The 25,930-nt window shown below is 72.1% G+C and carries 29 protein-coding genes; 16 read left to right on the forward strand and 13 right to left on the reverse strand.

The features are described 5' to 3' along the window. Positions 1-58: 58 nt before the first annotated feature. The 3 genes from ACIBQZ_RS00480 to ACIBQZ_RS00490 all read right to left on the reverse strand — a co-directional run bounded on the left by ACIBQZ_RS00480 (position 59) and on the right by ACIBQZ_RS00490 (position 1,879). Positions 59-505 (reverse strand): DUF6232 family protein, encoded by a 447-nt coding sequence (locus ACIBQZ_RS00480; protein WP_396086287.1) that lies wholly within the window; start codon positions 503-505, stop codon positions 59-61. Positions 506-781: 276 nt separating this feature from the next. Beyond that, positions 782-1,216, reverse strand: a complete 435-nt coding sequence (locus tag ACIBQZ_RS00485) for a DUF6232 family protein (RefSeq protein WP_396086288.1) — start codon at positions 1,214-1,216, stop codon at positions 782-784. A 258-nt stretch (positions 1,217-1,474) separates the two neighbouring features. Next, entirely contained in the window at positions 1,475-1,879 is a 405-nt protein-coding gene (locus ACIBQZ_RS00490) for a DUF1304 domain-containing protein (RefSeq protein WP_396086289.1), read from the reverse strand. Positions 1,880-2,002: 123 nt separating this feature from the next. On the opposite strand from ACIBQZ_RS00490, the gene ACIBQZ_RS00495 reads away from it, so the two are divergent. Together ACIBQZ_RS00495 and ACIBQZ_RS00500 are read left to right on the forward strand one after the other, a co-directional pair. Next, positions 2,003-2,467, forward strand: a complete 465-nt coding sequence (locus ACIBQZ_RS00495) for a DUF2231 domain-containing protein (protein WP_396086290.1) — start codon at positions 2,003-2,005, stop codon at positions 2,465-2,467. A gap of 29 nt (positions 2,468-2,496) precedes the next feature. Then, positions 2,497-3,042: a type 1 glutamine amidotransferase domain-containing protein gene (locus ACIBQZ_RS00500; RefSeq protein ID WP_396086291.1), complete on the forward strand. Its 546-nt coding sequence runs from the start codon at positions 2,497-2,499 to the stop codon at positions 3,040-3,042. A gap of 101 nt (positions 3,043-3,143) precedes the next feature. Here the strand turns inward: ACIBQZ_RS00500 and ACIBQZ_RS00505 are convergent, their stop codons facing one another. Both ACIBQZ_RS00505 and ACIBQZ_RS00510 read right to left on the reverse strand, forming a co-directional pair. Beyond that, entirely contained in the window at positions 3,144-3,632 is a 489-nt protein-coding gene (locus ACIBQZ_RS00505) for an NUDIX domain-containing protein (protein ID WP_396086292.1), read from the reverse strand. A gap of 13 nt (positions 3,633-3,645) precedes the next feature. Beyond that, positions 3,646-4,710 (reverse strand): Ku protein, encoded by a 1,065-nt coding sequence (locus ACIBQZ_RS00510; RefSeq protein WP_396086293.1) that lies wholly within the window; start codon positions 4,708-4,710, stop codon positions 3,646-3,648. 93 nt (positions 4,711-4,803) lie between these two features. Between ACIBQZ_RS00510 and ACIBQZ_RS00515 the strand changes: the two genes are divergently transcribed. The 4 genes from ACIBQZ_RS00515 to ACIBQZ_RS00530 are packed head-to-tail and all read left to right on the forward strand — an operon-like array spanning position 4,804 to position 7,699. Next, entirely contained in the window at positions 4,804-5,754 is a 951-nt protein-coding gene (locus tag ACIBQZ_RS00515; protein ID WP_396086294.1) for an ATP-dependent DNA ligase, read from the forward strand. A 30-nt stretch (positions 5,755-5,784) separates the two neighbouring features. Further along, positions 5,785-6,696, forward strand: coding sequence for a non-homologous end-joining DNA ligase (ligD, locus tag ACIBQZ_RS00520; RefSeq protein WP_396086295.1), 912 nt, complete (start codon positions 5,785-5,787; stop codon positions 6,694-6,696). A gap of 32 nt (positions 6,697-6,728) precedes the next feature. Beyond that, the gene (locus ACIBQZ_RS00525; RefSeq protein ID WP_212991311.1) at positions 6,729-7,070 is read left to right on the forward strand and encodes a PadR family transcriptional regulator; all 342 of its coding nucleotides are present in this window, start codon (positions 6,729-6,731) and stop codon (positions 7,068-7,070) included. Beyond that, positions 7,067-7,699: an HAAS signaling domain-containing protein gene (locus ACIBQZ_RS00530; protein ID WP_396086296.1), complete on the forward strand. Its 633-nt coding sequence runs from the start codon at positions 7,067-7,069 to the stop codon at positions 7,697-7,699. Before ACIBQZ_RS00525 ends, ACIBQZ_RS00530 begins: the two co-directional genes overlap by 4 nt. A 13-nt stretch (positions 7,700-7,712) precedes the next feature. On the opposite strand, the gene ACIBQZ_RS00535 is transcribed toward ACIBQZ_RS00530, so the two are convergent. Beyond that, positions 7,713-9,374 carry a DNA repair helicase XPB gene (locus tag ACIBQZ_RS00535; protein ID WP_396086297.1) on the reverse strand — a complete coding sequence of 554 codons (1,662 nt, stop codon included), beginning with the start codon at positions 9,372-9,374 and terminating at the stop codon, positions 7,713-7,715. A 178-nt stretch (positions 9,375-9,552) separates the two neighbouring features. After that, the gene (locus ACIBQZ_RS00540) at positions 9,553-11,988 is read right to left on the reverse strand and encodes a helicase-associated domain-containing protein (protein WP_396086298.1); all 2,436 of its coding nucleotides are present in this window, start codon (positions 11,986-11,988) and stop codon (positions 9,553-9,555) included. Between the two features lie 71 nt (positions 11,989-12,059). Here ACIBQZ_RS00540 and ACIBQZ_RS00545 point away from each other — a divergent pair, with 71 nt between their 5' ends. Genes ACIBQZ_RS00545 through ACIBQZ_RS00555 form a run of 3 tightly spaced genes read left to right on the forward strand, consistent with a single transcriptional unit; the run spans position 12,060 to position 13,328 of the window. After that, positions 12,060-12,272 carry a hypothetical protein gene (locus ACIBQZ_RS00545; RefSeq protein WP_396086299.1) on the forward strand — a complete coding sequence of 71 codons (213 nt, stop codon included), beginning with the start codon at positions 12,060-12,062 and terminating at the stop codon, positions 12,270-12,272. Then, entirely contained in the window at positions 12,269-12,895 is a 627-nt protein-coding gene (locus ACIBQZ_RS00550; RefSeq protein ID WP_396086300.1) for an HAD family hydrolase, read from the forward strand. Before ACIBQZ_RS00545 ends, ACIBQZ_RS00550 begins: the two co-directional genes overlap by 4 nt. 46 nt (positions 12,896-12,941) lie before the next feature. Continuing rightward, complete coding sequence (locus ACIBQZ_RS00555) at positions 12,942-13,328, forward strand: cold-shock protein (protein WP_396086301.1); 387 nt, start codon at positions 12,942-12,944, stop codon at positions 13,326-13,328. Here ACIBQZ_RS00555 and ACIBQZ_RS00560 read toward each other — a convergent pair. The 3 genes from ACIBQZ_RS00560 to ACIBQZ_RS00570 form a co-directional block, all read right to left on the reverse strand. Next, positions 13,325-14,140 (reverse strand): 1,4-dihydroxy-6-naphthoate synthase, encoded by an 816-nt coding sequence (locus ACIBQZ_RS00560; protein ID WP_396086302.1) that lies wholly within the window; start codon positions 14,138-14,140, stop codon positions 13,325-13,327. The two genes, ACIBQZ_RS00555 and ACIBQZ_RS00560, sit on opposite strands and share 4 nt — an antisense overlap. A 107-nt stretch (positions 14,141-14,247) precedes the next feature. After that, complete coding sequence (locus ACIBQZ_RS00565; protein ID WP_396086303.1) at positions 14,248-14,994, reverse strand: futalosine hydrolase; 747 nt, start codon at positions 14,992-14,994, stop codon at positions 14,248-14,250. Beyond that, positions 14,991-16,964, reverse strand: coding sequence for an MFS transporter (locus ACIBQZ_RS00570; RefSeq protein WP_396086304.1), 1,974 nt, complete (start codon positions 16,962-16,964; stop codon positions 14,991-14,993). Before ACIBQZ_RS00570 ends, ACIBQZ_RS00565 begins: the two co-directional genes overlap by 4 nt. Before the next feature lie 51 nt (positions 16,965-17,015). Between ACIBQZ_RS00570 and ACIBQZ_RS00575 the strand changes: the two genes are divergently transcribed. Continuing rightward, the gene (locus ACIBQZ_RS00575) at positions 17,016-17,888 is read left to right on the forward strand and encodes a DUF3027 domain-containing protein (protein WP_396086785.1); all 873 of its coding nucleotides are present in this window, start codon (positions 17,016-17,018) and stop codon (positions 17,886-17,888) included. Here the strand turns inward: ACIBQZ_RS00575 and ACIBQZ_RS00580 are convergent. Then, complete coding sequence (locus ACIBQZ_RS00580; protein WP_396086786.1) at positions 17,885-18,097, reverse strand: DUF2530 domain-containing protein; 213 nt, start codon at positions 18,095-18,097, stop codon at positions 17,885-17,887. The genes ACIBQZ_RS00575 and ACIBQZ_RS00580 overlap by 4 nt on opposite strands. Positions 18,098-18,326: 229 nt before the next feature. Here ACIBQZ_RS00580 and ACIBQZ_RS00585 point away from each other — a divergent pair, with 229 nt between their 5' ends. The 3 genes from ACIBQZ_RS00585 (at position 18,327) to ACIBQZ_RS00595 (ending at position 21,761) form a co-directional block, all read left to right on the forward strand. Continuing rightward, positions 18,327-19,805, forward strand: a complete 1,479-nt coding sequence (locus ACIBQZ_RS00585) for an NCS2 family permease (RefSeq protein WP_396086305.1) — start codon at positions 18,327-18,329, stop codon at positions 19,803-19,805. A 120-nt stretch (positions 19,806-19,925) separates the two neighbouring features. Beyond that, positions 19,926-20,345: a MarR family winged helix-turn-helix transcriptional regulator gene (locus tag ACIBQZ_RS00590; RefSeq protein ID WP_396086306.1), complete on the forward strand. Its 420-nt coding sequence runs from the start codon at positions 19,926-19,928 to the stop codon at positions 20,343-20,345. A gap of 72 nt (positions 20,346-20,417) precedes the next feature. Next, on the forward strand, positions 20,418-21,761 hold the full coding sequence (locus ACIBQZ_RS00595) for an MFS transporter (protein ID WP_396086307.1): 1,344 nt from the start codon (positions 20,418-20,420) through the stop codon (positions 21,759-21,761). 10 nt (positions 21,762-21,771) lie between these two features. Here the strand turns inward: ACIBQZ_RS00595 and ACIBQZ_RS00600 are convergent, their stop codons facing one another. After that, the gene (locus ACIBQZ_RS00600) at positions 21,772-22,446 is read right to left on the reverse strand and encodes a FadR/GntR family transcriptional regulator (protein ID WP_396086308.1); all 675 of its coding nucleotides are present in this window, start codon (positions 22,444-22,446) and stop codon (positions 21,772-21,774) included. Positions 22,447-22,468: 22 nt separating this feature from the next. Here ACIBQZ_RS00600 and ACIBQZ_RS00605 point away from each other — a divergent pair, with 22 nt between their 5' ends. From ACIBQZ_RS00605 to thpR, 3 genes are all read left to right on the forward strand, one after another. Beyond that, complete coding sequence (locus ACIBQZ_RS00605; RefSeq protein WP_396086309.1) at positions 22,469-23,683, forward strand: CynX/NimT family MFS transporter; 1,215 nt, start codon at positions 22,469-22,471, stop codon at positions 23,681-23,683. An 84-nt stretch (positions 23,684-23,767) separates the two neighbouring features. Beyond that, the gene (locus ACIBQZ_RS00610; protein ID WP_396086310.1) at positions 23,768-24,223 is read left to right on the forward strand and encodes a hypothetical protein; all 456 of its coding nucleotides are present in this window, start codon (positions 23,768-23,770) and stop codon (positions 24,221-24,223) included. Between the two features lie 24 nt (positions 24,224-24,247). Further along, positions 24,248-24,718 (forward strand): RNA 2',3'-cyclic phosphodiesterase, encoded by a 471-nt coding sequence (gene thpR, locus ACIBQZ_RS00615; protein WP_396086311.1) that lies wholly within the window; start codon positions 24,248-24,250, stop codon positions 24,716-24,718. A 1-nt stretch (position 24,719) separates the two neighbouring features. Here the strand turns inward: thpR and sepH are convergent, their stop codons facing one another. Next, the gene (gene sepH / locus ACIBQZ_RS00620) at positions 24,720-25,802 is read right to left on the reverse strand and encodes a septation protein SepH (protein ID WP_396086312.1); all 1,083 of its coding nucleotides are present in this window, start codon (positions 25,800-25,802) and stop codon (positions 24,720-24,722) included. Between the last annotated feature and the right edge of the window lie 128 nt (positions 25,803-25,930).

The following is a 25,930-nucleotide window of genomic DNA, read 5'->3' on the forward strand; positions in this document are numbered from 1 at the left end:
GGGGCGGACGGCTTTCATCAAACCGTGACATGTCACCCGCCTGGAACCGTCCGTGATGTTATGCCGCGGCCAGGTCTTCGCGGCCCCGGGTGCGCCGCGAGTTCTCCGTGCTTCTCCGTAGTGCCCGCGTCACCTGATTGAACACCCGGACATCCGGAGAGGAGTAAATGGTCACGGCTTGGCCGTGATACGACCCGACCAGGTGCCAGAGCCGGGCGGTGCGCCGGCCGGTGACCGACATGATCATCAAGCCGATCACGATCGCGGCCGCGGCGGCGGTGTAACCCACGGCGGGACCGAGGAGCATCCAGCTCGCGGCCGCGAGCAGGAGCAGTCCGGCGCCGGCGGCCAGGGCCGGTCCCTGACCCGAGCCGGTCAGCGGGCCCCGGACGATGACGATGTTGCGCAGGTCGCCGACGGTGAAGATGTGGGTGGAGGAAGTGCGCCAGACGAAGTGGTCGTCGGTCACGAGAGCGTCGGATCCGCGATAGTAGGTGCGCATCATGACTCCTTCCGTGCTCCTCGGCGAGGAGGGGAGGCGCCACGATTCGCGGCTCGGAGAGAATTCCCGCCTCGCGCAGTAGAGGGCCGGTGGAGCTCGGAAACCCCCGGAGGCCAGAACGGCACCCGGTTGCCGCCGGGTGCCGTTTGTCCCCCTCGAACTCCGCCCGTTCTGCCTTGAAAAAAATTAGACCACGGCCACGAGTCGGTCGGCTACGCCTCAACATGCCATATCGCAGATTGCGAACAAGCTGATTCGAGATTCTTTCGTCATCGGCGGTCAGGCCACGGCTAAGTCGGTCCAGGTGGCCGGCGGGTGCACGTCCTCGATGGCCCGTCGTAAAGCACGGCTGACCTGGTTGAACACCCGCTCGTCCGTGGACGAGAACAGCACCGTTTCGGACCCCCGGTAGGTCGCCCGCAGCTCCCAGGTCTGGGGCCGCAGCCGCCACATCACCACCCCGGCGGCCAGCGCCGGCATGCCCAGGGCCACCAGTGCCAGGGCGTACAGCGGGGATGCCTTCGCCAGTGGCCATGCCGCCACGGCGATCATCAGGAGGGCGGCGGTGACGTGTGTTGCGGACGGCTGCGACTGCTCCGTGCGGGCGATCCGCACGTTCCTCAGGTCGCGGATCGCGTACGGCCTCGCGGTGGCGCGGCCTGCGAAGACGGTGCTGGTCACCACGGCGTCGGGCCCACGGTAGTAGGTGCGCATGGCGAACTCCCTTCCCGTACTCCTTGCGAGTCCGGGGAAGGCGAGCCACCATTGGCGCAGAGAGAATTCCCCGCCTCGCTCGTGCTTCTCGAAGGCCGGACGACGGAGGCGACAACGGCACCCGGTTGCCGCCGGGTGCCGTTGCTTTTGCTTCCTCCTGCTCCGCCCTTCCTGCTGACTCCAGTAGAGCACGCCACCAGGCTGAGGGCCACACATCAACCTGCTATATCGCAGATTGCGTACAAGCCGTGTAGGCGCTCAGGCCGCCACCAGGACCGCCAGCAAGCCGACCGCGGCCGGGATGACCTGCACGAACAGGATCCTGCGAGTGACCGTCAGGGCACCATAAATTCCTGCCACCAGCACGCAGCACAGGAAAAATACCTGGAACGTCAGATCGTTGGTGATGAGGCCGTAGACCAGCCCGGTCGCCAGGAAGCCGTTGTAGAGGCCCTGGTTCGCGGCCAGCGTCGCGGTCTGCTCGGCGAACTCCTCGGTGGTACCGAACGTGGCCCGCACCCGATCTGTCCGCCACAGGAACATTTCCAGGGCGAGAATGTAAAAGTGGATGGCGGCCACCAGGCCGACCACGATCTGCACAACCAATGACATGGCGCACCTTCCGGCCGCCGGCGCGCACGGGCGCGGCCGGATCTTGGACACGATAGGACATGGTCGTGCATCGATGGATGTAACCATCGACACGGGGCGTTTCACCGCGACGATCCACGGGTAGCCGAACTGTCGACGCCGAAGACCGCGCAGGTAGGGGAGGGTACAGCCCGCATGGACAGCAGACTCCGGATCGCCGACCAGGCCGTCCAGCCGGTCCTGGTGATGTTCCCGCTCGGCCTGTTCGCGATGGCCGTTCTCTTTGATCTCGGCAACCTGTTCGGCGGCCCGGACATCCTCGGCGCGCTCGCCTACTGGAACGTCGTGGCCGGCCTGGTCGGTGGCGTGTTCGCCGCGGCGGCCTCGGCGGTCGACCTGATGTTCGTCCGCAACGGCACCCCGCAGAAGCGCACCGGCGTGCTGCAGGGCCTGGTCAACATGGGTGTCCTGCTGGTCTTCGCGGTCATCCTGATGGTGCGCATGCGCACGGCCGACCGGGTGGCCGGCGGCGGCCTGGTCGCGGTCGAAGTGCTCGCCCTGGCCGGCGCCGTCTTCGGCGCCTGGTACGGCGGCGAGCTGGTCAACCGGCGCCGCACCCCGGCGTTTGCCCGCGCCGAGGCCGGGAACCGGACGTACTGAACGAGTACGGACGGAAAGGGGCGTTGACCATGACGACTTCGATCAGCGGCAAGCGGGTCGCATTCCTGGCGACCGACGGCGTCGAGGAGGTCGAGTACACCCAGCCCCGGCAGGCGGTGGAACAGGCCGGCGGGACGGCCGAGCTCGTCTCGATCACCAGCGGCGAGATCCAGGCCGTCAACCACCTGGACAAGGCCGGCACCTACCGGGTGGACAAGCAGGCCAGGGACGCGGTCGCGAGCGACTACGACGCGCTGGTGCTGCCCGGCGGCGTCGCCAACCCCGACTTCCTGCGGGCCGACCCGGAGGCGGTGCGCTTCGTGCGGGAATTCTTCAGCGCCGGCAAGCCGGTCGCCGCGATCTGCCACGGCCCGTGGACGCTCATCGAGGCGGGCGTCGTGGACGGCCGCACCCTGACGAGCTGGCCCAGCCTGCGCACCGACCTGGCGAACGCCGGCGCCACCTGGGTCGACGAGCGGGTGTTCGTTGATGACGGCCTGGTCACCAGCCGCAAGCCGGACGACCTCCCGGCCTTCTGCGACAAGCTCCTCGAAGAGATTCAGAAGTCAAAATAGCCCGACGGTACGGAGCACAGCCAGGTCACGTGGCGCACGGGCGCAGGTCCGTGCGCCACGGCCGTGCCGGGCGGCCGCCGGGCTGACCCGTCGGGGCGGGGCTACTTCAGCACCATCCGGCCGGTGGCCTCGTACGCTGCCAGGTCGGCGAGGACCTCCTCGATGATCGTGGAGTGCGGGCCGGGCAGCGCGTCCAGCGGGAAGAAGCCGGCGTCCACCGACTCCTCGGTCACCTTCTGCAGCTCACCCTCCCAGGCGTGGATCCGGAACGACATCAGGATCTGCTGGTAGGTGTGGCCCCACTCGTTGGTGTACGTGTACGACGTGTGGAAGGCGAACGGGGTCAGCGCCGTCGCGCGCAGCCCGGTCTCCTCCCACACCTCGCGGATCGCGCACTCCTCCATGCTCTCGCCCAGCTCCATCGCGCCCGCCGGAATGGCCCAGCGGTGGTTGTCGGAGCGCTGGATCAGCAACAGCCGGTTCCGCTCGTCGAGGATCACGCCCCGGGCCCCCACGAACAGGATCGTGTCGGCATCGCCGACGCTGCTGCGTACCCGACCCAGATAAGACTCAGCCCACGTCAATGCCACGGGACCAGCCTAGCTACGCGGACTTCTTCGCCGCTTTGGTGGCCGGAGTGGTCTTCTTCGCCGGCGCCTTCTTGGCCGCGGTGGTCTTGGCCGCGGTGGCTTTGGACGCTGTGCTCTGGGCGGGCGCGGCAGTCGCCTTCGCGGCTGGAGTGTTCTTGGCCGGCGCCGACTTCTTGGCCGGTGCCGCCTTTTTTGCGGTTGTGGACCTGGTGGCCGTACCGGATGAGGTTTTGGCGGCCGACTTGGCCGCGCTGATCGGGGTGGCCGCGATGTCCCGGGCCCGCTCTTCCGGCGCTTCGCCGCGGGCCTGCTTGGCGCGTTCGACGCTGGCCTTGAGCGCGGCCATCAGGTCGACCGCCGCGGCCGGCGCCTCCTCGGCCTCCTCGGGCGCGACGACCTCGCGGCCCTCGACCTTCGCGTCGATGACCTCCTGGAGCGCGGCCCGGTAGTTGTCGGTGAACTCGTCGGCCTTGAAGCTGCCGGCCATCGAGTCGATCAGTGAGCTGGCCATGGCGAGCTCGGCCGGGCGGGTCTCGATGTCCTCGTCGAGGAAGCCGAAGTCGGGGGTGCGGACCTCGTCGGGCCAGAGCATGGTGTTGAGCACCAGCACGTCGTCGTGCACCCGCAGGGTGGCCAGCTGCTCGCGCTGGCGCAGCGCGACCTTGACGATCGCCACCCGGTCGGACTCGGTCAGCGCGTCGCGCAGCAGCACGTAGGGCTTCGCGGCCTGGCCCTCGGGCTCGAGGTAGTAGGCCTTGGCGAACAGCAGCGGGTCGATCTGCTCGGCCGGCACGAACTGGAGCACGTCGATCGCCCGCGAGGTGGTCAGCGGCAGCTCGGCGAAGTCCTCGTCGGTGAGGATGACCATCTCGCCGCCGCCGAGGTCGTAGCCCTTGGCGATGTCGTCATAGGTCACCTCCTCGCCGTCGATCGAGCAGGTGCGCTTGTACTTGATCCGGCCGCCGTCGGTGCGGTGCACCTGATGGAAGCGGATGTCCTTCTCCTCGGTCGCGGAGAAGAGCTTGACGGCGATCGACACCAGGCCGAACGAGACCGCGCCCTTCCAGATCGCTCGCATGTCGTCTCCCACCCCCCGTGAGCAGTGCCTCGATCAAGGATCGCATTAGTGAGACTCCTGCGTAAGGTGTTCGCTACTGCATATGGTGATCAGGTGCCGGCTGCGCCGCTCTCGCCGATGCTCGCGACCGCGGGCGCGCTGCCGCGTGGGCCGGGCTGGAGCTACGAGTTCAAGTGGGACGGCGTACGGGTGCTGTCGTCCTTCACCGGCGGCCCGCCGCTGCTCTGGGCGCGCTCCGGCGCCGCGGTGACGCTGGCATATCCCGAGGTCGCCGGCCTGTCGCTGCCGCCGGATTCGCTGCTGGACGGCGAGATGGTGGTGCTGGACGCGGCCGGGCGCCCGTCGTTCACCGCGCTGGCCGAGCGGATGCACGTCCGCGACCCCGGCCGGGCAGCCCGGCTGGCGGTGTCGCTGCCGGTCACCTACATGATCTTCGACCTGCTCCGGTACGCCGGCGAGTCGTTGCTGGACCTGCCGTACGAGCGACGGCGCGAGCGCCTGGAGGCACTGGACCTGGGCGAGGGGCCGTGGATGGTGCCGCCGGCGTTCACCGACGGTCCCGCCACCGAGGCCGCGGCCCGGGAGAACGACCTCGAGGGCGTCGTGGCCAAGCGGCTGGGCACGGGGTATCTGCCGGGCGCCCGCTCGCCGGACTGGATCAAGGTCAAGTTCGACCGGACCGGCGACTACGTCATCGGCGGCTGGCGGTCCGGGGTGCGCAAGCTCGGCGGGCTGCTGGTGGGTGTGCCCGGCCCGGACGGGCGGCTGCGGTTCCGGGGCCGGGTCGGCGGCGGCATCGGCGCGGCGGCCGAGCGGGAGCTGCTGGCCGTGCTCGCGCCGCTGGCCGGCCGCGAGTCGCCGTTCCAGGACGGCGCGGTGCCCCGGGAGGATGCCCGCGGCGCCCAGTGGGTGCGCCCCGAGCTGGTCGTCGAGGTGCGGTACGGCAACCGGACCCCGGACGGCCGGCTGCGGTTCCCGCGTTTCCTGCGGCTGCGCCCGGATAAGTCTCCCGAGGAGTGCGCCGAGGAGGACGAGGATGGCTGAACAGAGCCGACCCGCAGCGGAAAACCGAAAATGAAAACCCAGCGGTTCGCCGTGCGGATCGAGGGACGCGACCTGGAGCTGTCCAACCTCGACAAGCTGATGTACCCGGCGGCCGGCTTCACCAAGGGCGAGGTGATCGACTACTACACCCGCATCGCGCCGGTGCTGCTGCCGCACCTCCGCGGCCGTGCCCTGACCCGGATCCGCTATCCCAACGGCGTCGACGGCGCCCACTTCTTCGAGAAGAACGCGCCCGGCGGCACCCCGTCCTGGGTCCGGCTGGCGACACTGCCGGTGCCGGGCTCGACCAAGGCCCGCGAGACCATCGACTTCGTGGTCGTGGACGAGCTGGCCACGCTGGTCTGGGTGGCGAACCTCGCCTCGCTGGAGCTGCACACCCCGCAGTGGCGGATCGGCGAGGACCCGGACCTGCTGGTGGTGGACCTCGACCCGGGTGCGCCGGCCGGGCTCAAGGAGTGCTGCGGGGTCGCGATGCTGATGCGCGACCGGCTGGCCGAGGACGGCCTGAGCGCCTACCCCAAGACCTCCGGCAAGAAGGGCATGCAGCTGTGCGTGCCGATCGCCGGCACGCAGGACGCGGAGATCGTCTCGGAGTACGCCAGGCAGGTCGCCGAGGAGCTGTCCGCCCAGGTGCCCGGCTCGATCACGGCCAAGATGGCCAGGGCGGTGCGGCCCGGCAAGGTGTTCATCGACTGGAGCCAGAACAGCGCGGCGAAGACGACGGTGGCGCCGTACTCGCTGCGGGCCCAGGAGTCGCCGACCGCCTCGACGCCGCTGACCTGGGACGAGGTGGCCGAGATGGCGCTGGGTTCCGGGGTGGTGCGGCAGTTCGGCGCCGCGGAGGTGCTGGACCGGGTGGCCGAGCACGGCGATCTGCTGGCTGACCTGCTGGAGCCCGGGCCGCCCGTACCGACTCGTTGAGCTACCTTGCATGGCAAGGTACTGTGTGGCGCATGGCCGACGTAGCGCAGCTCTCCACCAGCCTCCGGCGCGGGACGCTCGAGTTCTGCGTGCTCGCGATGGTCGAGCACGAGGACCGCTACGGCACGGAGATCGTCCGCCGCTTCGGTGAGGAGCGGAACCTGGCCGCCTCCGAGGGCACGATCTATCCGCTGCTGTCCCGGTTGCGCCGCGTTGGTTGGCTGGACAGCAAGTGGAGCGAGTCGCCGTCCGGGCCGCCGCGGCGTTACTACGCCCTCACCGACAGCGGGCGGTCGGCGTTGGAGCACTTTCGCTCGGAGTGGGTTTCCTTTCGACAGACCGTCGACCGTCTCGTAGGGACCGGTGGAGCATGAGCAGCAACAAGACCGACGACGCCGTGGCGGAGTATCTGCGCGAGCTGGAGCTGCGGCTCACCGGCCTGCCGGTGCTGCAACGCCGCGAGCTGCTCGCGGAGATCGAGGCGCACATCAGCACCGAGCGCGTCGACCGCGGCGTGACCTCGGAGAGCGACCTGCTGGAGCTGCTGGAGCGGCTCGGCAGCCCGGAGGTGGTGGCCGCCGCGGCGTACGAGGAGGCCGGCATGCTCGAGCCGCGCCTCGTGCACGCCGGGACCACCCGGACGGCGGTGCGGCCGCTGCCGGTCGTCGCGCCGCCGCCGGACTCGCCGCCGCCGGCCTACCTCGGCCCGTTCCCGCCCGCGTCGGCGTCGTTCGGCGCGCACCGGCCCTACTCGGTGCCGCCGGTCGCCGGGCCGCCGTTCGCGCCGCCGCCGGCGCCCCGGAAGGAGAGCGACACGGGCCTGCGGCTGGTGATCGGCTTCGCCATCGCCACCGTGGTGTTCGTGCTGCTCGGCTGTGTCGCCGGGGGATTCCTGCTGACCAGCAGCACCGGGGGAGCACCCGCCCCGGTGGTGGAGCAGGTCGAGCCGGCCCGCCCGGCCCCGCCCGCCCTGCCGGACCAACCGGCGCCGACCGCCGAGTGACCCCGGCCGCCGGTCAGTCGATCTGCGGCAGGGGCGGGCCGAGCACGTCGTCCGCGTCGACGATCGTGTAGGCGTAACCCTGCTCGGCCAGGAACCGCTGGCGGTGCGCCGCATACTCGGTGTCGATCGTGTCGCGGGACACCACGGTGTAGAAGTGCGCCTGGCGGCCGTCCGCCTTCGGGCGCAGCACCCGGCCCAGCCGCTGGGCCTCCTCCTGCCGGGAGCCGAACGTGCCCGACACCTGGATCGCCACCGCCGCCTCGGGCAGGTCGATGCTGAAGTTGCCGACCTTGGAGATCACCAGGGTCTTCAGCGTGCCCGAGCGGAACTCGTCGAAGAGCCGTTCGCGTTCCTTGTTGGTGGTCGAGCCCTGCACGATCGGGGCTTCGAGGTATTCGCCGAGCTGGTGCAGCTGGTCGATGTAGCCGCCGATCACCAGCACCTGCTCGTTCGGGTGCTTCTCCACCAGCGCGCGGACCACCGGCAGCTTGGTGCGGGCGGTCGCCGCCACCCGGTAGCGCTCCTCGGCCTCGGTCACCGCGTACGTCATCCGCTCGGCGTCGGTGAGCGTCACCCGGACCTCGGTGCACTCGGCGGGCGCGATCCAGCCCTGCGCCTCGATGTCCTTCCACGGCGCGTCGTAGCGCTTCGGGCCGATCAGCGAGAACACGTCACCCTCGCGGCCGTCCTCGCGGACCAGGGTCGCGGTCAGGCCCAGCCGGCGGCGGGCCTGCAGGTCGGCGGTGAAGCGGAAGATCGGCGCCGGCAGCAGGTGCACCTCGTCGTAGATGACCAGGCCCCAGTCGCGGGCGCCGAACAGGTCGAGGTGGGTGAACGCGCCGCCGCGCCGCGAGGTGAGCACCTGGTAGGTGGCGATGGTGACCGGGCGGATCTCCTTGCGCTCGCCCGAATACTCGCCGATCTCGTCCTCGGTCAGCGACGTGCGGGCGACCAGCTCACGCTTCCACTGCCGGCCGGCGACCGTGTTGGTCACCAGGATCAGCGTGGTGGCCTTGGCGGTGGCCATCGCGGCCGCACCGACCAGCGTCTTGCCGGCGCCGCAGGGCAGCACGACCACGCCGGAGCCGCCGGCCCAGAAGCCGTCCACCGCCTCCTGCTGGTAGGACCGCAGGTGCCAGCCGTTCTGGGCGAGGCTGATCTCGTGGGCCTCGCCGTCCACGTACCCGGCCAGGTCCTCGGCCGGCCAGCCCAGCTTGAGCAGCGCCTGCTTGAGCCGGCCGCGCTCGGAGGCGTGCACCGCGATCGTCTCGTCGTCGAGCCGGCCGCCGAGCATCCCGGCCAGCTTCTTGCTCTTCGCCACCTCGACCAGCACGATCTTGTCGAGGCCGCGCAGCACCAGCCCGTGCGACGGGTCGTTGATCAGCTGGAGCCGGCCGTACCGGTCCATGGTGTCGGCGACGTCGACCAGCAGCGCGTGCGGCACCGGGTAGCGGGAGAACTTGATCAGCGAATCGACCACGCTCTCCGCGTCGTGGCCCGCGGCGCGCGCGTTCCACAGGCCCAGCGGGGTCAGCCGGTAGGTGTGCACGTGCTCGGGGGAGCGCTCCAGCTCCGCGAACGGGGCGATCGCCATCCGGCACGCCTTCGCGTCCGGGTGGTCCACCTCCAGCAGCAGAGTCTTGTCGGACTGGACGATCAGGGGTCCGCCGGTCACCAGGTGCCCTTCGACGTGCGAGAGAAGACCCTCCAGTGTGACACGGGCCGTGACGCAGTGAAGAAGGTTGATCCGGTGTGCAACCCTTCGCTCAAGCTGGGCGTTTCAACAAGCGGAACCATCGGACAGCGGACGGGTCGCGCGCGGGTTTGCCAACGGGGGCGCGCGGTCCCGGCCGTCACTCCGCCACGACGGCGGCCGTGATCCGGTGCAGGGCGAAGGTGTGCAGCGTCTCCGTCCGTTCGTCCTCGGCGCGCAGGTAACCGGCGCTCAGCGACACCGGCCGGACCAGCCGGGACAGCGTCGCGCCGTGCGAGTCCACGTACCCGACCCAGACCTGGGCCTTGTCGCGTACCGCCTGCTGCAGGACCGCCATCGCCTGGGTGTGCGCCTGCACCGAGGTCAGGCCCGGCACCTGCCGACCGTTGGCCGCCCGGACCGTGACCGGCGCGCGGCGGGCCGCCCGGGTCGCCACATCCCCGCGGCGGATCTGCTCGACCACCCCGGCCAGCCGTGGTCCGGCCAGGACCGGGGGCCCGGCCTGGTCGCCCAGCCGGGACGAGACCGGGGTACGGGTGACCGCGCGGCGCACCTTCGGCCGGGCCAGCACGGCCGACCCGGCGGCGTCCTCGGCCACCGGGGCGAAGCCGGCGTCCCGCAGCGCGCCCAGCAGCCGGGCGATCTGCACCGGGCTGCACAGCACCGTCGGAGCCAGCCGGCGCAGCGCGAGCGTGCCCAGCCGCTTGTCGGCCAGCACCTCGGCGATCAGCGCCTCGTCGTCGCTGCGCAGGTAGGAGCCCGCCGAACCGGCCCGCAGCCCGCCGTGCTTGCGGGCGGAGTCGTCGATCAGGTAGGCCAGCGCCTGCGGCACCGGCGTCCGTGACCGGCGCTGGAAGAGCCCGTGCAGGTCGCCGGCGCTGTAGCCGACGTCCAGGGCGCGACGCACGCTGGCCGCGGTGACCCGGTACACGCTGGCGCCGCCGGCGGATTCCGGCTCGGCGACGACGTCCAGCTCCGCCGCCAGCTCGGGCTCGGGCGGGCCCGGCACGACCACCGACAGGTCGGCCTGGACCAGCACGTGGTCGACGGGCGCGGGGAGCAGCGCGTCCAGGGCCCGTACGGCGTCCGAGGCCCCCGGCACGCGTCCGCCACCCGGTCCGGCGCCCAGCGGGTCGCCGTCGGCGGTCGGCGCCTCGGCCTGCACCAGCCGCCCGTACGAGGTCAGCGCCCCCAGCCCGGTCACGCCCAGCGTGGCGACCCCGGCCAGGGCGTCGCGATGGGCCGCCTCGCGCCCGCGGGCCCGGCGGGGCGCCTGCCAGGCCAGCAGCTCGAGCACCTCGTCGGCCTTGGGGGCGGTGCCGGGGGTGAGCGCGGCCAGGGCGGCCAGCACCTCCCGGCGGGCCTGCGGGGCGCCGGCCCGTTCGGCGTCCGGGGCCAGCGGGTTGATCGGGCGGTCCCGGTCGTCGCGCTGCCCGACCAGCCCGGGCTGCCGGGTCATCGCCAGCCACGAGTTGGCCAGCGCCTCCCAGCGCTGCGCGATGCTCAACGCGCGCCACAGGTCGTAGCCGCCGGTGGGCAGGAACACCTCGTCGACCAGGCCGGACGCCCGGCTGCTCAGCACGCCCCGGCCGGTGCCGGCGGCGTCCGCCTCGCCCAGCAGGCCGGCCGCGTGGGCCACCTCGATCAGCAGCGCGGCGGCGGGCTCGTCCAGGTTCGCGGCGCGGGCCAGCCGCTTGAGGTCACGGACGCCCAACCCGCCGGTCTTCAGCACGGCGGCCGGCTCGACGGAGAGCGCCTCCAGCAGGGTCTCGACGTAGCGGACCGCCTCCATGGCCTGTCCCGCGCCGGCCGAGTCCACCGACTTGGGCTCGCGGACCGGGCTCTCGGGGGTGGGCGGCAGCGGGCGCAGCACGCCCAGCGGCCCGGCGTCGCGGCGCAGCAGCATCCCGACCTCGCGCGGCAGCTCGACCAGCTCGCCGTCGGGGCGCGGCGCCCGGCCGGCCTCGGAGACCGGCACCAGGATGTGCTGGTCGATCAGCCACCGCACCGGCTCGGCGACGGCGCCGCCCGAGCTGAGCGCGCCGACCGGCGGACCGGCCGCGAGCCGGTCGAGCACGGCCCGGGCGCCCGCGGGCGCGGCCAGCACGGCCCGGCGCAGCTTCGCCCGGTCCGCGCACAGGGCCGCCGCCTGCGGGTCCAGATAGTCCGCCGGGCGGCCCAGGCCGGCCGGGTACGGCGAGGTGACCTCATCGACGGCCCCGACGACCTGGAGCGCGTCCTCGGGGCCGTGCAGCAGGAAACGGGACCGGAGACGGTCGATCGCCACCCGGACGTCCGCCTGGTCGGCCAGGCCGTCGGCGAGCTCCAGGATCGCGGCGACCGAGGTCAGCGCGGTCTGCTCGGCCCGGCTCAGCCGGGCGGCGTCCAGCACGGCGAGGGTGAACTCGTCCAGCGCGTCGAGGCAGCGGGCCACCGAGCCGCGGGACTGGGCGCGGACGGCGAGCGCGGAGACGTCGGAGGGTACGGGCACGACGAGATCCGGGCGCAGCTGGATCAGCGCCCCCAGGGCGTCATCGGTGAGCGACCGGAGCTGGTCGGCGAATGCGGTGGCCATCGTTCTCAACGCTAGCCGCCGTGGGACCATGATGAGAGGTCGGATCATGCGACAGACCAAGGGGAGTGACCGTGGGGACCGACAACAAGATGCCGGGCACGTCGGTGGAGGCCGGTTCGGCCTCGCGGAAGACGACCGGACGGCAGTCCTCGATCAAGGAGGGGCACCTGCCCGTCTCCGAGCTGATCGCCGACCGGCCCGCCGCGCCGTCGCCGTTCGGTGACGACCAGGAGTTCCCGCTGCCGGTGGAGCAACTGAAGTACACCCCCACCACCACGCCTTGAGGCCCGCGGTTGGCTTCGACCTGGACATGACCCTGGTCGACTCCAGGCCGGGGATCCACGCGGCCTACCGGGCGCTGACGGCCGAGACCGGGGTGTGGGTCGACGCCGACCTGGCCGTCAGCCGGCTGGGCCCGCCGCTGCGCACCGAGCTGCGCGAGTGGTTCCCGCCCGAGCAGGTGGAGGACGCGGTCACCACCTACCGCACGCTCTACCCGGACTACGCGATCACCCCGTCGGTGCCGACTCCCGGCGCCGTCGAGGCGCTGGCCGCCGTTCGCGCCCAGGGTCTACGTGTGGTGGTTGTCACGTCCAAGCTCGGCCGGCTGGCCGCGCTGCATCTGGCACACCTCGGCATGATCGCCGACGAGCTGGCCGGCGATCTGTTCGCCGAGGGCAAAGCGGCGGCGCTCACCGAGCACGGGGTCGAGTGGTACGTCGGCGACCACCGGGGTGACATGGTCGCCGCCCGGACGGCCGGGGTCCCGGGCATCGGGGTGGCCACCGGTCCGTGTGACGCCGACGAGCTGCGGGACGCGGGTGCGGCGTACGTACTGTCCGACTTGACCGGCTTCCCGGAGCTGCTCGAAAAGATAACGGTTGGGCGTGGCGCGGGGGCTGGATAACCTTGCCGTGAGCAATCGAGTCCAATGAGTGAAGTTGAGGTCAGCGGTGCCCACGGGTCGAGTGAAGTGGTACGACGCGGCGAAGGGTTTCGGGTTCGTCACCAGTGACGAGGGCGGGGACGTGTTCCTGCCCAAGGGCGCCCTGCCCACCGGGACCGCGGACCTGAAGGCGGGTCAGCGGCTGGAGTTCGGCGTGGTGGACAGCCGCAAGGGTGCGCAGGCGATGAGCGTGAAGGTGCTCGACGCGCCGCCGTCGATAGCCCAGCTGCGCCGGCGCCCCGCCGACGAGCTGCACGGCATGGTCGAAGACATGATCAAGGTGATCGAGGCGAAGATCCAGCCGGATCTGCGCCGCGGCAAATATCCGGACAAGCGGACGGCCGAGAAGGTCGCCCAGCTGGTCCACGCGGTCGCCCGGGAGCTGGAGATCTAGCGCCCGAGGGGCTTGACCACCGGAGTGATTCCCGCTGCCGCCGCACGCCCGAGCAGGGCGTCGGCGGCAGCGAACCCTTCCTCGCCCAGGTCGAGGGTGAACTCGTTGACGTACAGCCCGATGTGCCGGCGCACCACGTCGGGCTCCATCTCCTGGGCGTTGGCCAGCACAAATTCGCGGCTCGCGTCCGGGTTGGCCCAGGCCATGCTGACCGACTTGCGGATCCACTCGGCCGCCTCGGCCGGATCCACGGCGCCCTTGCGGGCCAGGATCGCGCCCAGCGGGATCGGCAGGCCGGTGTCGCCCTCCCACCACTCGCCGAGGTCGACCAGCGCGGTCAGCCCGTGTCGCGGATAGGTGAAGCGGGCCTCGTGGATCACCAGGCCGGCGTCGAACCGACCCTCGGCCACGCCCGGCATGATCTGGTGGAACGGGACGACCTCGACGCGGGCCGGCGGGTGCTGCTCCGACCAGAGGCGGAAGAGCAGGTAGGCCGTGGTGCGGTCACCGGGCACGGCGACGGTCGCGCCGGTGAGGTCGGTGCGCCCCTCGCGGGTCAGCACCAGCGGGCCGCAGCCCCGCCCGAGCGCACCGCCGCAGGGCAGCAGCTCGTAATCGTCGAGCAGCCAGGGCAGCGCCGCGAAGCTGACCTTGACCAGGTCGAACGCGCCGCGCTCGGCCGCGGTGTTGGTCACGTCCACATCGGCGAAGGTCAACTCCACCGGCTCGGCGCCGGGGATCAGGCCATGCACGAGGGCGTGAAAGACGAAGGTGTCGTTGGGGCAGGGCGAAACCGCCAGAGAAAGCGCCACGCCCTCACGGTAACGAGGCGAACCCGCCGACACCCGCAACGACCGGTGTCTGCATTGCCACACGTCGTTTCGCCCACACCACCGTGCCCCTGCCGTTGTCCACAGGGTTATCCACAGGCTGCGGCGGCGGCCTCGGCAAGCGCGGAGAATGCTTCGCGGAGACGCCAGGCGGCCCGGTCACGCGGCCCGACCGGGTTCGAGACGGCACGCAGCTCGGCGAAGGGCACACCGGCGAGCCCCGCGGCGCAGGCCACGCCGTAGCCCTCCATGGCCTCGGCCACGGCGTGCGGGTGCCGGGCCTGCAGGAGGCCGGCGGTCTGCGCGGTGCCGGTGACGGTGGCCAGGGTGAGGACGTCGCCGACGACGGCGGCGGGAAGGGCGGTGATGAGGCTCTTGAGCAGGGTGGGGTCGGCCTCGATGACGTTGCTGCCGAAGCCGAGCTGATCCACCGGGAGGAAGCCGTCCGGGGATTCCGCGCCCAGGTCGGCGGCGATGGTGCGAGCGCCCAGGACGGTGGCGCCCACGGATGCCCGGCCGGGGAAGCCGCCGGCGATGCCCGCGCTGATGACCGCGCGGTAGGGATCGTGGGCGGCTTCGGCGAGGGTGAGGAGGCGGGCGGTGGCGGCGGCCGCGGCTGCGGGGCCTACGCCGACGGGGGAGACGACGACGGCGGCGGGATCGACGCCGGCGGATCGGATGCCGGCGCGGACCGCCTCGGCCTCGGCCTCGACGGCGGTGACGATGAGCAGGCGGCCGGGGGTCCGCGGGCGCTGCCCGGACCCGGCCGGGTCCGGCTTGGTCGCCTGGTCCGGCTGCGCGGGTTGGTCCGGTTGGGTGGGCCGGGGCAGGTTCATGGGTTGGTCTCGTCGGGGGAGCCGGTGCCGTTGGTGGCGGATGACGGGCGGTAGATGTGGAAGCCGGGGGGTGCCAGATCGTCCTTGGGCTCGTTCGTGTCGGTGGCCCGGGTTCGGCCGGTCGCGCCTGCCTTGTCGGCTGCTGACGGACGGGTGGGCGCGGTGCGAGGCGGGCTGGGCCGTCCCGGCCGTGAACCCGCTGCCGGTGCGTCGGGGGTCGGGTCTGCGGTCGGTGGCGGTGGTGTCTCCGTGCGCTTGCGGGAACCGGCGCGTGAGAACAGGCGACGTTTCGGTGCGCCAGCCGCAGCGGCGCCGCCGGCCATCCCGTCAGCGCCGTCAGCGGCAGCGTCGGCGGCGGCTCGGTTGCTCTCGGCTGGATCGCCGGCTGGGGACGTCGGCCTTTCGGCCTTCCGGTCGGCGGCGGTCTGCCGGGGGTCGGTCTGCCCCGGCACCGTCCGATCGGCGGCCGGCCGGCCTGATCCGGACCGTGCGGGTGGGGCTGGGGTGGACGATGCGCGCGGCGGGCGGGCCCCATTCGTCCCGGCCGGGGTCGACTCGGTGAGGAGTGGCTCCGCGTCCTCCGGCGCCTGTTCTTCTTCCATCGTCACGTCCGGGCGGCCGTGCAGCCGCTCCTTGTGCAGGCGGCCCGCCACGATCGTGCCTCGGGCCGCCGCGGCCACCGCGAAGACCGCCATCACCGCGACGCCCAGGCGGCCGTTCAGCGGGATGATGCCTACCGCGCCGCCGACCACCCAGGCGATCATCAGCACCGTCTCGGAGTGGGCGAAGGCGCTGGCGCGCAGCCGTTCCGGCACGCGTTCCTGGATGCTCGCGTCCACCGTCAGCTTCGAGATGCCGCTGAAGATGGCCGCGACCAGCGACAGCAGCGCCACCATCGGCAGCGTGAAGAAGATCGCCGTCAGCACCGCCACGCCGGCCGTGATGGTCAGGCCGCTGGATTGCAGGGCCGTCGGGCGGCGGATGCGCAGCCGGGTGCCGACCGCCGTCGCCAGGAACGTGCCGACCGCCAGGGCGCCGCCGACCAGCGCCACCGCGCCCTGGCTGCCGATGTCGCGGCCGAAGAACGTCGTGCCCAGCGAGCCGGCCTTGACCGCGAAGGCGAAGTAGAGCAGCAGGAAGCCGTACAGGCAGCGGAAGCTCGCGCTGCCGATCAGGGTGGCCACCACCAGCTTGCCGGAGAGCGGGCGGTCCTCGCCGCGGCGCAGGCGCAGCATGGTGCGGAACGGTCTCGGCACCGCCTCGGGCGGGTCGGAGTCGGCGCGGGGTGGCAGGCGCAGCGAGATCACCATGCCGACCAGGAAGATCAGCGAGGCGACCCGCAGCGGCCACTGCGGACCGAACCAGAACGCGGCCAGCCCGATCGGCGCGACGACCGCGCCGGCGAAGGTGCCGTAGACGCTGGCGCGGGCGCCCACCTGGGACAGGCCGATCCCCTCCGGCAGCAGCCGGGGCACCGCGGCCGAGCGGGCCACCCCGTAGGCCCGGGACAGCGCCAGCACGCCGAACGCCGCCGGATACAGCCCCCAGCCCAGCAGGTTGTCCGCGATCACGTACGCCAGGAACGCCCGGCCCAGCATCGTCACGGCCAGCGCGTACCGGCGGCCGTGCCGGAAGTGGTCCAGCAGCGGGCCCACCACCGGGGCCAGCAGGGCGAACGGCACCATCGTGATGAACAGGTAGAGCGCCACCTTGCTGCGGGCCTCGCCCAGCGGCACGTTGAAGAAGATCGTGCCGGCCAGGCCGATCGCGATCAGGGTGTCGCCGGCGCAGGAGATCGCGTGCAGATCGAAGAGCCGGACCATGCCGATCTCGTTGGCCGCGCCGCGGGCCCGGGCGTCACCGACCCGCCGGGTGGCCCACGCGCTGCCGCGCACCGATCCCCGCACCAGCATGCGGAGCGCCCTCACGCTGGTGCCGACGGTGCGTCCGATGGTGGGAAGCAGCGGCATCGCCCCATCCTGTCGCATCGGGGCGACATCCGTCCCCTCCCGGGTGCGGAGATCTGGGGGAGTCGCTGCGTCGGCCGTGCGCGAGTAGGGAACAATGATGCCGTGACGACCAGGACCTCAGTGCGTGCCGCCCGACTTGACCAGGTCTGTGCCGATGCTGTCGGGGTTGCGCGCGGTGCCATCACCGAAGTGGAGCCGAGTGATGTCGGTGACCATCTCGAGGCGGTGGCCGAGGGCGACCGGGTCGTGACCCACTTCTTCGAGAGCCACCTGGCCGGCTACCAGGGCTGGCGCTGGGCCGTGACGGTGACCCGGGTGCCCCGCTCGCGGCACGTCACCGTCTGCGAGACCGTGCTGCTGCCCGGCCCGGACGCGATGCTCGCCCCGGCCTGGCTGCCCTGGAACGAGCGGGTGCAGGCCGGCGACCTGGGCGTCGGCGACCTGATGCCGACCGCGCCGGACGACGACCGGCTGGCCCCGGGTTACGTGCTCAGCGACGACGCCGCCGTCGAGGAGGTCTCCTGGGAGCTCGGCCTGGGCCGGTCCCGGGTGATGTCCCAGGAGGGCCGGATCGAGACCGCGCAGCGCTGGTACGACGGCGACGCCGGCCCCGAGGCGCCCATCTCGACGGCCGCCCCCCGCAACGCCCGCTGCGGCACCTGCGGCTTCTACCTGCCGCTGGCCGGCGCGATGCGGGGCATGTTCGGCGTGTGCGGCAACCTGTACGCGCCCGACGACGCCAAGGCGGTCAGCGCCGACCACGGCTGCGGAGCGCACTCCGAGGCACTGCTCGGCGCGACGGAGCAGCCGGTCGAGGAGCTGCCCACGGTCTACGACGACAGCGAGGTCGAGGCGGTCGCGGTCAGCCGCGCCCACGGCTCGGTCGAGACCGGCGAGCCCGCGGAGCCCTACGGCCACAGCTAGGCCGTCTCGGTCACCTTGAACTCGGGGTGGGTCAGGGCCCGGCGGCGGCGTCGGTTGGCGTCGTGCCGGAGCATCGTCAGCAGGCCCGGGATGCCGCACAGCATGCCCGCCAGGCAGGTCCACAGCCAGCTCTCCGGCGCCCCGGCGAGCAGCAGCACCAGCCCGGCCACCGCGAAGGCCGCCGTGCCGCCCAGCGCGAACGGCACCATCGGCGGGTCCAGCGGTTCGGGCCGCGGCTTCCGGGCGCCGGTGAGCGCGTCGAGGCCGTGAGGGTGTTCCTGGGGTGCGGGGGACAGGTCGGCCACGAGCATCAGCGTACGTCCGTGGTGATCGTCCGTGTGCCCCCGTGACTGTTGTAACAGTTTCGATCTTTTGCCGAGGTCAGCGTTCTGATTTGATGCGCGCATCGACCCCTGTTGGTCCTGTGGAGAGGCGCGAATGTCCACTGCTGCTGCCGAGACGGACGCCGGCGCGTCCGGGCGTACCCCGAAGAATGCTTTTGATCGATTTTTTGAGATCTCGGCCCGCGGCTCGACCGTGGGGCGGGAGGTGCGCGGTGGGTTCGCCACGTTCTTCACGATGGCCTACATCGTGGTGCTCAACCCGCTGATCCTGGCGGCGGGCGTGGACGCGGTCGGTGGCACGCTGCCGGTCGCGGCCCTGGCGGCCGGTACGGCGCTGGTGGCCGGCGTGATGACGATCCTGATGGGCGTGGTGGCCCGCTTCCCGCTGGCGCTGGCCGCGGGACTCGGCGTGAACGCGCTGGTGGCGTACGAGATCGCGCCCGAGATGACCTGGGCCGACGCGATGGGTCTGGTGGTCATCGAGGGCGTCGTCATCGGCGTGCTGGTGCTGACCGGGCTGCGTACCGCCGTCTTCCGCGCCGTGCCCACCCAGCTGAAGACGGCGATCGGCGTCGGCATCGGGCTGTTCCTGATGATCATCGGTCTGGTCGACGCGGGCTTCGTGCGGCGCATCCCGGACGCCGCCGGCACGACCGTGCCGGTGGAGCTGGGGCTCGGCGGCAAGCTGACGACCTGGCCGCTGCTGGTCTTCAGCGTCGGCGTGCTGTTCACGCTGGTGCTCTTCGTCCGCAAGGTCAAGGGCGCGATCCTGATCGGCATCCTGGTCACCACCGTGCTGGCGATCATCGTGGAGGCGATCGCCAAGGTGGGCCCGTCGTTCGTCGACGGCAAGCCGAACCCGAGCGGCTGGTCGCTGAACGTGCCCGCGCTGCCGGACAAGATCGTCGACCTGCCCGATCTCTCGCTGCTGGGCAAGTTCAACGTGTTCGACTCGTGGGGCCGGGCCGGCTGGCTGGTCGTGCTGATGTTCGTGTTCACCCTGCTGATCACCGACTTCTTCGACACGATGGGCACGATGGTCGCGGTGGGCCAGGAGGGTGAGCTGCTGGACGCCGAGGGCATGCCGCCGCGCACCAGGGAGATCCTGCTCGTCGACTCGATCGCCGCGGCGGCCGGCGGCGCGGCCAGCGTCTCCAGCAACACCTCGTTCATCGAGAGCGCCTCGGGTGTCGCCGAGGGGGCCCGCACCGGGGTGGCCAACCTGGTCACCGGCGTGCTGTTCCTGCTGGCCATGTTCCTGGCCCCGCTGGTCACCGTGGTGCCGTTCGAGGCGGCGTCGACGGCGCTGGTGGTGGTCGGCTTCCTGATGATGATGGCGGTCCGGCAGATCGACTGGACCGACTACGAGATCGCCATCCCGGCGTTCCTGGCGATCACGCTGATGCCGTTCACGTATTCGATCTCCAACGGCATCGGCGCCGGGATCGTCTCGTTCGTGGTGATCAAGCTGGCCGTCGGCAAGGCCCGCGAGGTGCACCCGCTGCTGTACGGCGTCGCCGTGCTCTTCGTCCTGTACTTCCTGCGCGGCCCGCTGGAGTCGATCCTGCTGTGACTGACGGGTCACCGGGTGCGCTAGCGTGCCCGGTGACCACGGTCATAGCCGTCGGCATGTCGTTAGCCAAGCTCATTAGCTAAGCTAAGAAACGTGATGGAGCGGTCGGTGGCGGAGCGGATGACAGCCGAGCAACTGGCCATTTCGCTGCGCGAGTCGATCACCCGGCTCAATCGTCGGCTGCGCCAGGCGCGGGCGGTCGGCGATCTGACGTTCAGTCAGCTTTCGGCGCTGACCAGTTTGCAGCTGGCCGGCGCGCTCACCCCACGGGAGCTGGCCGACACCGAGCGGGTGCAGCCGCCGACGATGACCAAGATCGTCGGCAAGCTGGAGGAACGTGGGCTGGTCGTGCGGACCCCCCACCCGACCGACCGCCGCCAGGTGATCCTGGCGGCGACCGAGCAGGGCCGGTTCGTCTACGCCCAGTTCGAGAAGGCGCGCAACGAATGGCTGGCCCGGCAGCTCGTCGAGCTGACCCCGGACGAACGCGACACGCTCGAGCGGGCCGCGCAGATCCTGCAGCAGGTGGCTCGCAACTGAGCGGTCGCGCCGCGTCCGGTCGTTCCGTCACATCGCGATGACGCGTACGGCTGATGAGGAGGCGCAACCCGAGTGCGGGCAGTGCTGAGCACGACATTCCGGTCCTTGCAGGTCCGCAACTACCGGCTGTTCTCGATCGGGCAGCTGGTCAAGCTCGTCGGCGTGTGGATGATGTTCACCGCGCAGGACTGGCTGGTCCTGGAGCTGTCGAACAACTCGCCCGGCGCGCTGGGCATGGTGACCGCCCTGCAGTTCCTGCCCGTGCTGCTGCTGACCCTCTGGGCCGGCAAGCTCGCCGACCGCTTCGACAAGCGCAAGCTGCTGATCAGCGCGAACGCGGCCTTCGCGGTCACCGCGATCCTCTTCGCGATCCTGGTGGCCAGCGGCGTGGTGGTGCTCTGGCACGTGTTCCTCTTCGCCGGCCTGCTCGGCATCGCGAGCGCCGTGGAGACCCCGGTGCGCCAGTCCTTCGTCTCCGAGCTGGTCGAGCTCCGGCTGCTGCCCAACGCCCTGGCGCTGTCGGCGGCGACGTTCAACACCGCCCGGATCGCCGGCCCGGCGCTGGCCGGCCTGGCCCTGGCGCTGTTCGACACCGGGCCGGTCTTCCTGATCGCCACCGCGCTCGCGGTCGCGCCGATCTTCAGCTACCTGGTCATGCGCCCGCAGGACCTGAACCGGTCGATGGAGCGCCCGTCGGCCGAGGACACCCGCATCACCGACGGCCTGCGGTACGTGTGGAAGCGGCACGACCTGCTGCTCCCGATCGCGCTGATGGCCGCGGTCGGCATGATCGGCTTCAACTTCCCGGTCACCCTGGCGGCGCTCGCCAAAATCAACTTCCATGCCGGCCCGTCGTCCTTCGGGCTGCTGACCACGGCCCTGGCGGTGGGCGCGCTGGGTGGCGCGCTGGCCGGCAGCGGCCGCCGCAGCAGGCCCGGGGTGTACGTGGTGCTGGGTGCGGCGCTGGCCTTCGCGGTCTTCGAGATCGCGGTCGGCTTCGCCCCCACGTTCCTGGTGGCGATGATCCTGCTGGTGCCGACCGGGTTCTTCTCGATCTACCTGGCCCAGGCGACCAACCACCGGGTCCAGATGGGCCTGCACGCGGCCTACCGCGGCCGGGTGATGGCCCTGTACGTGCTGGTCTTCCTGGGCACGACCCCGATCGGCGCGTCGCTGGCGGGCTGGTGGGGTGAGCACTTCGGGGTGCCGTCGAGCATCTGGGCGGCCGGCCTGTTCTGCCTGGTGGCCGCCGTCACGGCGCTGATCTGGCAGCTGCGCACCAGCGGGGACCGGCTCTCCGTGCACGGGGGCTCGCGGCCGGGGCTGACGCTGGTCCGCACCGCTCCGGACGAGAACGAGGAGATCGTCGAGCCGCTCCCGGCCCCGGTCGACCCGGCCCGGGCGGTCGCCGCCTGAGCGTCCCGCCTCAGCGGGCCGCTTCGCAGCTTGACGTGTAGGCGGCGGCCTCGGCCGTGGCGGTCGCCGGGTCCGCGGCGCGGATCGCCTCGAGCAGGCGGCTGTGGTCGAGATATTCCTCCGGGCTGAGCCGGGCGCCGAAGTGGTCCCGCAGCGAGTCGCGGATGACCTGGCCCAGGTCGGCGTAGAGCTCGATCAGCACGTCGTTGTGCGAGGCGCCGACCACGGCCAGGTGGAACGCCGAGTCGGCGTCGACGAAGGAGTCCCGGTCGCCGCCGGCCCAGGCCCGCTCGCGCTGGGCCAGCAGGGCGTCGAGCCGCAGCAGGTCCTCCGGGGTGCGGCGGCGGGCCGCGAAGCCGGCCGCCGCGGCCTCCAGGGTGCCGCGCAGCTCGGTCACGTGCGCCGGGTCCGCGGTCGCGAAGCGCCGCTGCATCACGCCGGCCAGCTCGCTGGTCGCGATCACCCAGGTGCCCGAGCCCTGCCGGATGTCGAGCAGGCCGTTGTGGGCCAGCGCCCGCACCGCCTCGCGGACGGTGTTGCGGGCCACCCCGAGCTGGGTGACCAGCTCGGGCTCGGTCGGGATGCGGGAGCCCACCGGCCACGCGCCGGAGGTGATCTGCTGCCGGAGCCGGGCGATCACCTGATCGGAGAGAGTGGCGCCACGGGAGACTGGACCCATATTCATCCCATCATTCTATGATGGGGTCATGACGACCACCAGCACCGCGCCGCGCACCGGCGCGAAGATCCACCCGCTCGCCGTCGTCGGGCTGGTGCTGGTGGCGATCAACCTGCGGCCCGCCGTGACCAGTCTCGGGCCGGTGCTGGCGGAGGTGCGGGCCGGTCTGGGGATGAGTGCCGCCGTCGCCGGCCTGCTCACCTCCGTTCCCGCGGTCTGTTTCGCCCTGGTCGGCTCGACGGCGCCGCTGCTCGCCCGCCGCTGGGGGACCGGCGGGGTGATCGCGCTGGGTACCACCGCGCTCGCGCTCGGCCTGGCCGTGCGGCCGTTCGCCGGGGGCACGGCCTCGTTCATCGCGCTGACCGCGCTCGCGCTGGCCGGCATCGCGCTGGCCAACGTCCTGCTCCCGGTCGTGGTCAAGCAGCGTTTCCCGGACCGGGTGGGCGCGATGACCGGCCTCTACTCGGTGGCGCTCAACCTGGGGGCGTCGACCGCGGCGGCGGTCACGGTGCCGCTGACGTCCGGCGCGTTCCACGGTGACTGGCGGCTCGGGCTGGGGGTGTGGGCGGTGATCGCGGCGGCCGCCCTGCCGCCCTGGATCCTGCTGGCCCGCGACCGCACCCCGCATCCCGTACCGGCCGGTCTGATCGGGGCGGCGGCGCCGGTGGCGGGGTTGCAGCTGCGGCGGCAGCCGATCGCCTGGGCGCTGGCCGTCTACTTCGGGCTCCAGTCGACCGCCGCGTACGTGATCATGGGTTGGCTGCCACAGATCTTCCGGGACGCCGGGCTGTCCGCGCGCACCGCCGGTCTGCTGTTCGCGGTCACCGCGCTGCTCGGCGTACCGCTGTCCTTTCTGCTCTCCGCCTTTGCCGGCCGCCTGGTGCGGCAGAGCGGCCTCGCCGTGCTGATCGGGCTCTTCGGCCTGGCCGGCTATGCCGGGCTCTGGGCCGGCCCGGCCGCCGCACCCTGGCTGTGGGTGGTTTTGCTGGGGGTGGCCAACTGCTCGTTCCCGCTGGTGCTGACCATGATCGCGCTGCGCGGCCGGGACGCGGCGACGGTGGCCCGGCTCTCCGCCTTCGCGCAGAGCACCGGTTACCTGCTCTCGGTGCCCGGTCCCATCGTGGTCGGGGTGCTCTACGACCGGACCGGCAGCTGGCAGATCCCGCTGGCGCTGATGGCGCTGCTGATGGTGCCGCAGATGGTGGCCGGCGCGCTGGCCGGCCGGGACCGGCAGATCGGCTGAGGACAAACCTGTGGATATGTATGGCAGACCGGGTCATCCGAACGGCTCTCTCCGTTCACCGGGGGCAGGCCTTAGCGTCAGACCGTGGCAATCTCGCACATAGCTGTGCTCGCGACGGCGCTGCTCGCGCTGTTGTGTCTGCCATGCGCCGTGGCAGTCGTCGTCTGCGCGGACGAGCTGGTCGCCCGCCGGTTCTGGTCCCGGCACGGGCGGCAGGAGATCCGCGCCCTGAGCTGCCTCGACCGGGGGCTCACCGCCGGCGAGGCGGAGCTGTGCCCGCCCGACCGCGAGCTGACCATCGACGAGCTGGTGGCCGATCTGCGCCGGCTCGACCGGCAGCGCCGCAGCTCGCCCACCACCGAGTCGGTCCTCTGGCTCGCCGCCGTGCTGCGGGCCTACGACCAGCGGCTGGCGCTGGCGAGCCGGTCCCTCGGGCTCACCGAGCACCTCACCCAGCTCGACGGGATGGATCGGGAGATCGAACGGATCCGGGTGGAGGGCCTGCTGCACGCCGCCGGCATTCAGCTGCGGACGGCCTGAGGGCGCACCCCGTAGGGTCGTTCCGTGCGCTTGTTCGTCGCGGTCTATCCACCCGATGAGGTGTCCAGGGATCTCCGCCGCCGCCTGACCGGGGCGGGCCGGCTGACGCCGATCGAGCGCTGGCACGTCACGCTGGCGTTCCTCGGCGAGGTGGACGCGGAGCGGCTGCCGGCGGTCGAGCAGGCGCTCGGGCTGGTCACCGTGCCGAAGGGGACGGAGTTGCGGCTGCGCGGCGGCGGGCGGTTCGGCCGGGGCCGGTCAACCGTGCTGTGGGCCGGCGTCGACGGGGAACTGGGGCAGTTGCACCGGGACGTCTGCGAGCGGCTGGGACTGCCGGACGGGGAGTTCACCCCGCACCTGACCGTGGCGTACCGGGACGACCCGGGGGTGTCGCTGGCCCTCGACGGGTACGTCGGGCCGCCCTGGTCGCTGGACGAGATAGCCCTCGTCCGGAGCGATCCGGGGGAGGGCTACACGACGGTGCGGAGCTGGTGACTCAGGAGCTCTCGCGGGCCGCCGGTCCGCCGCCGAACAGGACGTCGTCCCAGCTCGGCAGGCGCTTGCGGGGCTTCGCGGTCTCCTCGGAGTCGGTGGAGTCGCCGCCCTGGGACTGGCCCACCGTGCGGCGCGGGCGCAGCACCGCGAGGCTCGGCACCGCCGGGACCTCCTTGGGCAGGTCGGCGTCGTCGTCGAAGGCGGAACCCGCACCGCCGCCGAGCAGCGCGGCCGCGCCACCGGCGACCGGGCGACGGGACTCCTGCGCGGCCGGTTCCAGCCCGCGGCCCGAGCCCTGGCCACCCAGCGGGCGGTCGAGCGAGGCCAGCAGGGCGTCGCGCCCGGCGCGGATCGGGTCGCGGGTCGTGCGGGGCGCGTCGGCCGCGGGCAGGCCCCGGCCGCCGCGGGCAGGCTCGGTGATCCGCGACGGGCCGGGCAGGCCGTGCCCGCCCCGCTCGTGCGGGGTGCGCTCCGGCACCGGCTCCTGGCCCAGGATCTGGGTCGGCCGCTCGGCACACAGATACTGCGCCATGTCGTCGTGCGGGGCCACCACCTGGCGGCCCTTGTCGAGATCCCACATCGCCTGGGCGGTCGCCTTGCCGGACGGCCACGAGGCGACGATGCGCCAGGTGCCGTCCTCGCGGCGGAACGCGTCCCAGGAGATCTTCTCGGTGTCGATGCCGTGCTGGGACAGCCGGCTGTCCACGACCTCGGCCAGCGGGGCGCCCGAGTCGGACGTCTTCAGCCGGGTGCGGCGCGCGTGCTGGGCCAGCATGGCCCGCTCCTGCAGCACCGGCCCCGCATACCGCAGCACGCGGTCGACCGGGACGCCGGCCACCCGGGCGACGTCCTCGGCGGACTCGCCGGAGCGGATCCGGGCCTGGATGTCGCGTGGGGACAGGGACGCCATCACCTCGGCGTTCGCCACCGCCACGGCCGTGCCGATCGGATGCGGTGTGCCGTCGGACTGCAGCGCGCCGCTGATCCGGTCGTCGATCGGGAGTGCCAGGAGCCGGCCCACCTCATCGGCGAGCACCAGGGCCTGACCGTCCTCGGAGAGGGCTACGAAGCGTACTGGCCGCATGCGTTGCCTCCGTCCCGTGCTCGCCGCTGTCTGGCCTGTGCTCCCGAGAGTCAGCCACCCGGGCGCGTTTCGGAACACGGTACGCGTCCCGGTCACCCGATGGTGGTAAGCCACGCCGTCAAAGTCAT

It is taken from the genome of Actinoplanes sp. NPDC049599, from assembly GCF_044465625.1.
Taxonomy (GTDB): domain Bacteria; phylum Actinomycetota; class Actinomycetes; order Mycobacteriales; family Micromonosporaceae; genus Actinoplanes.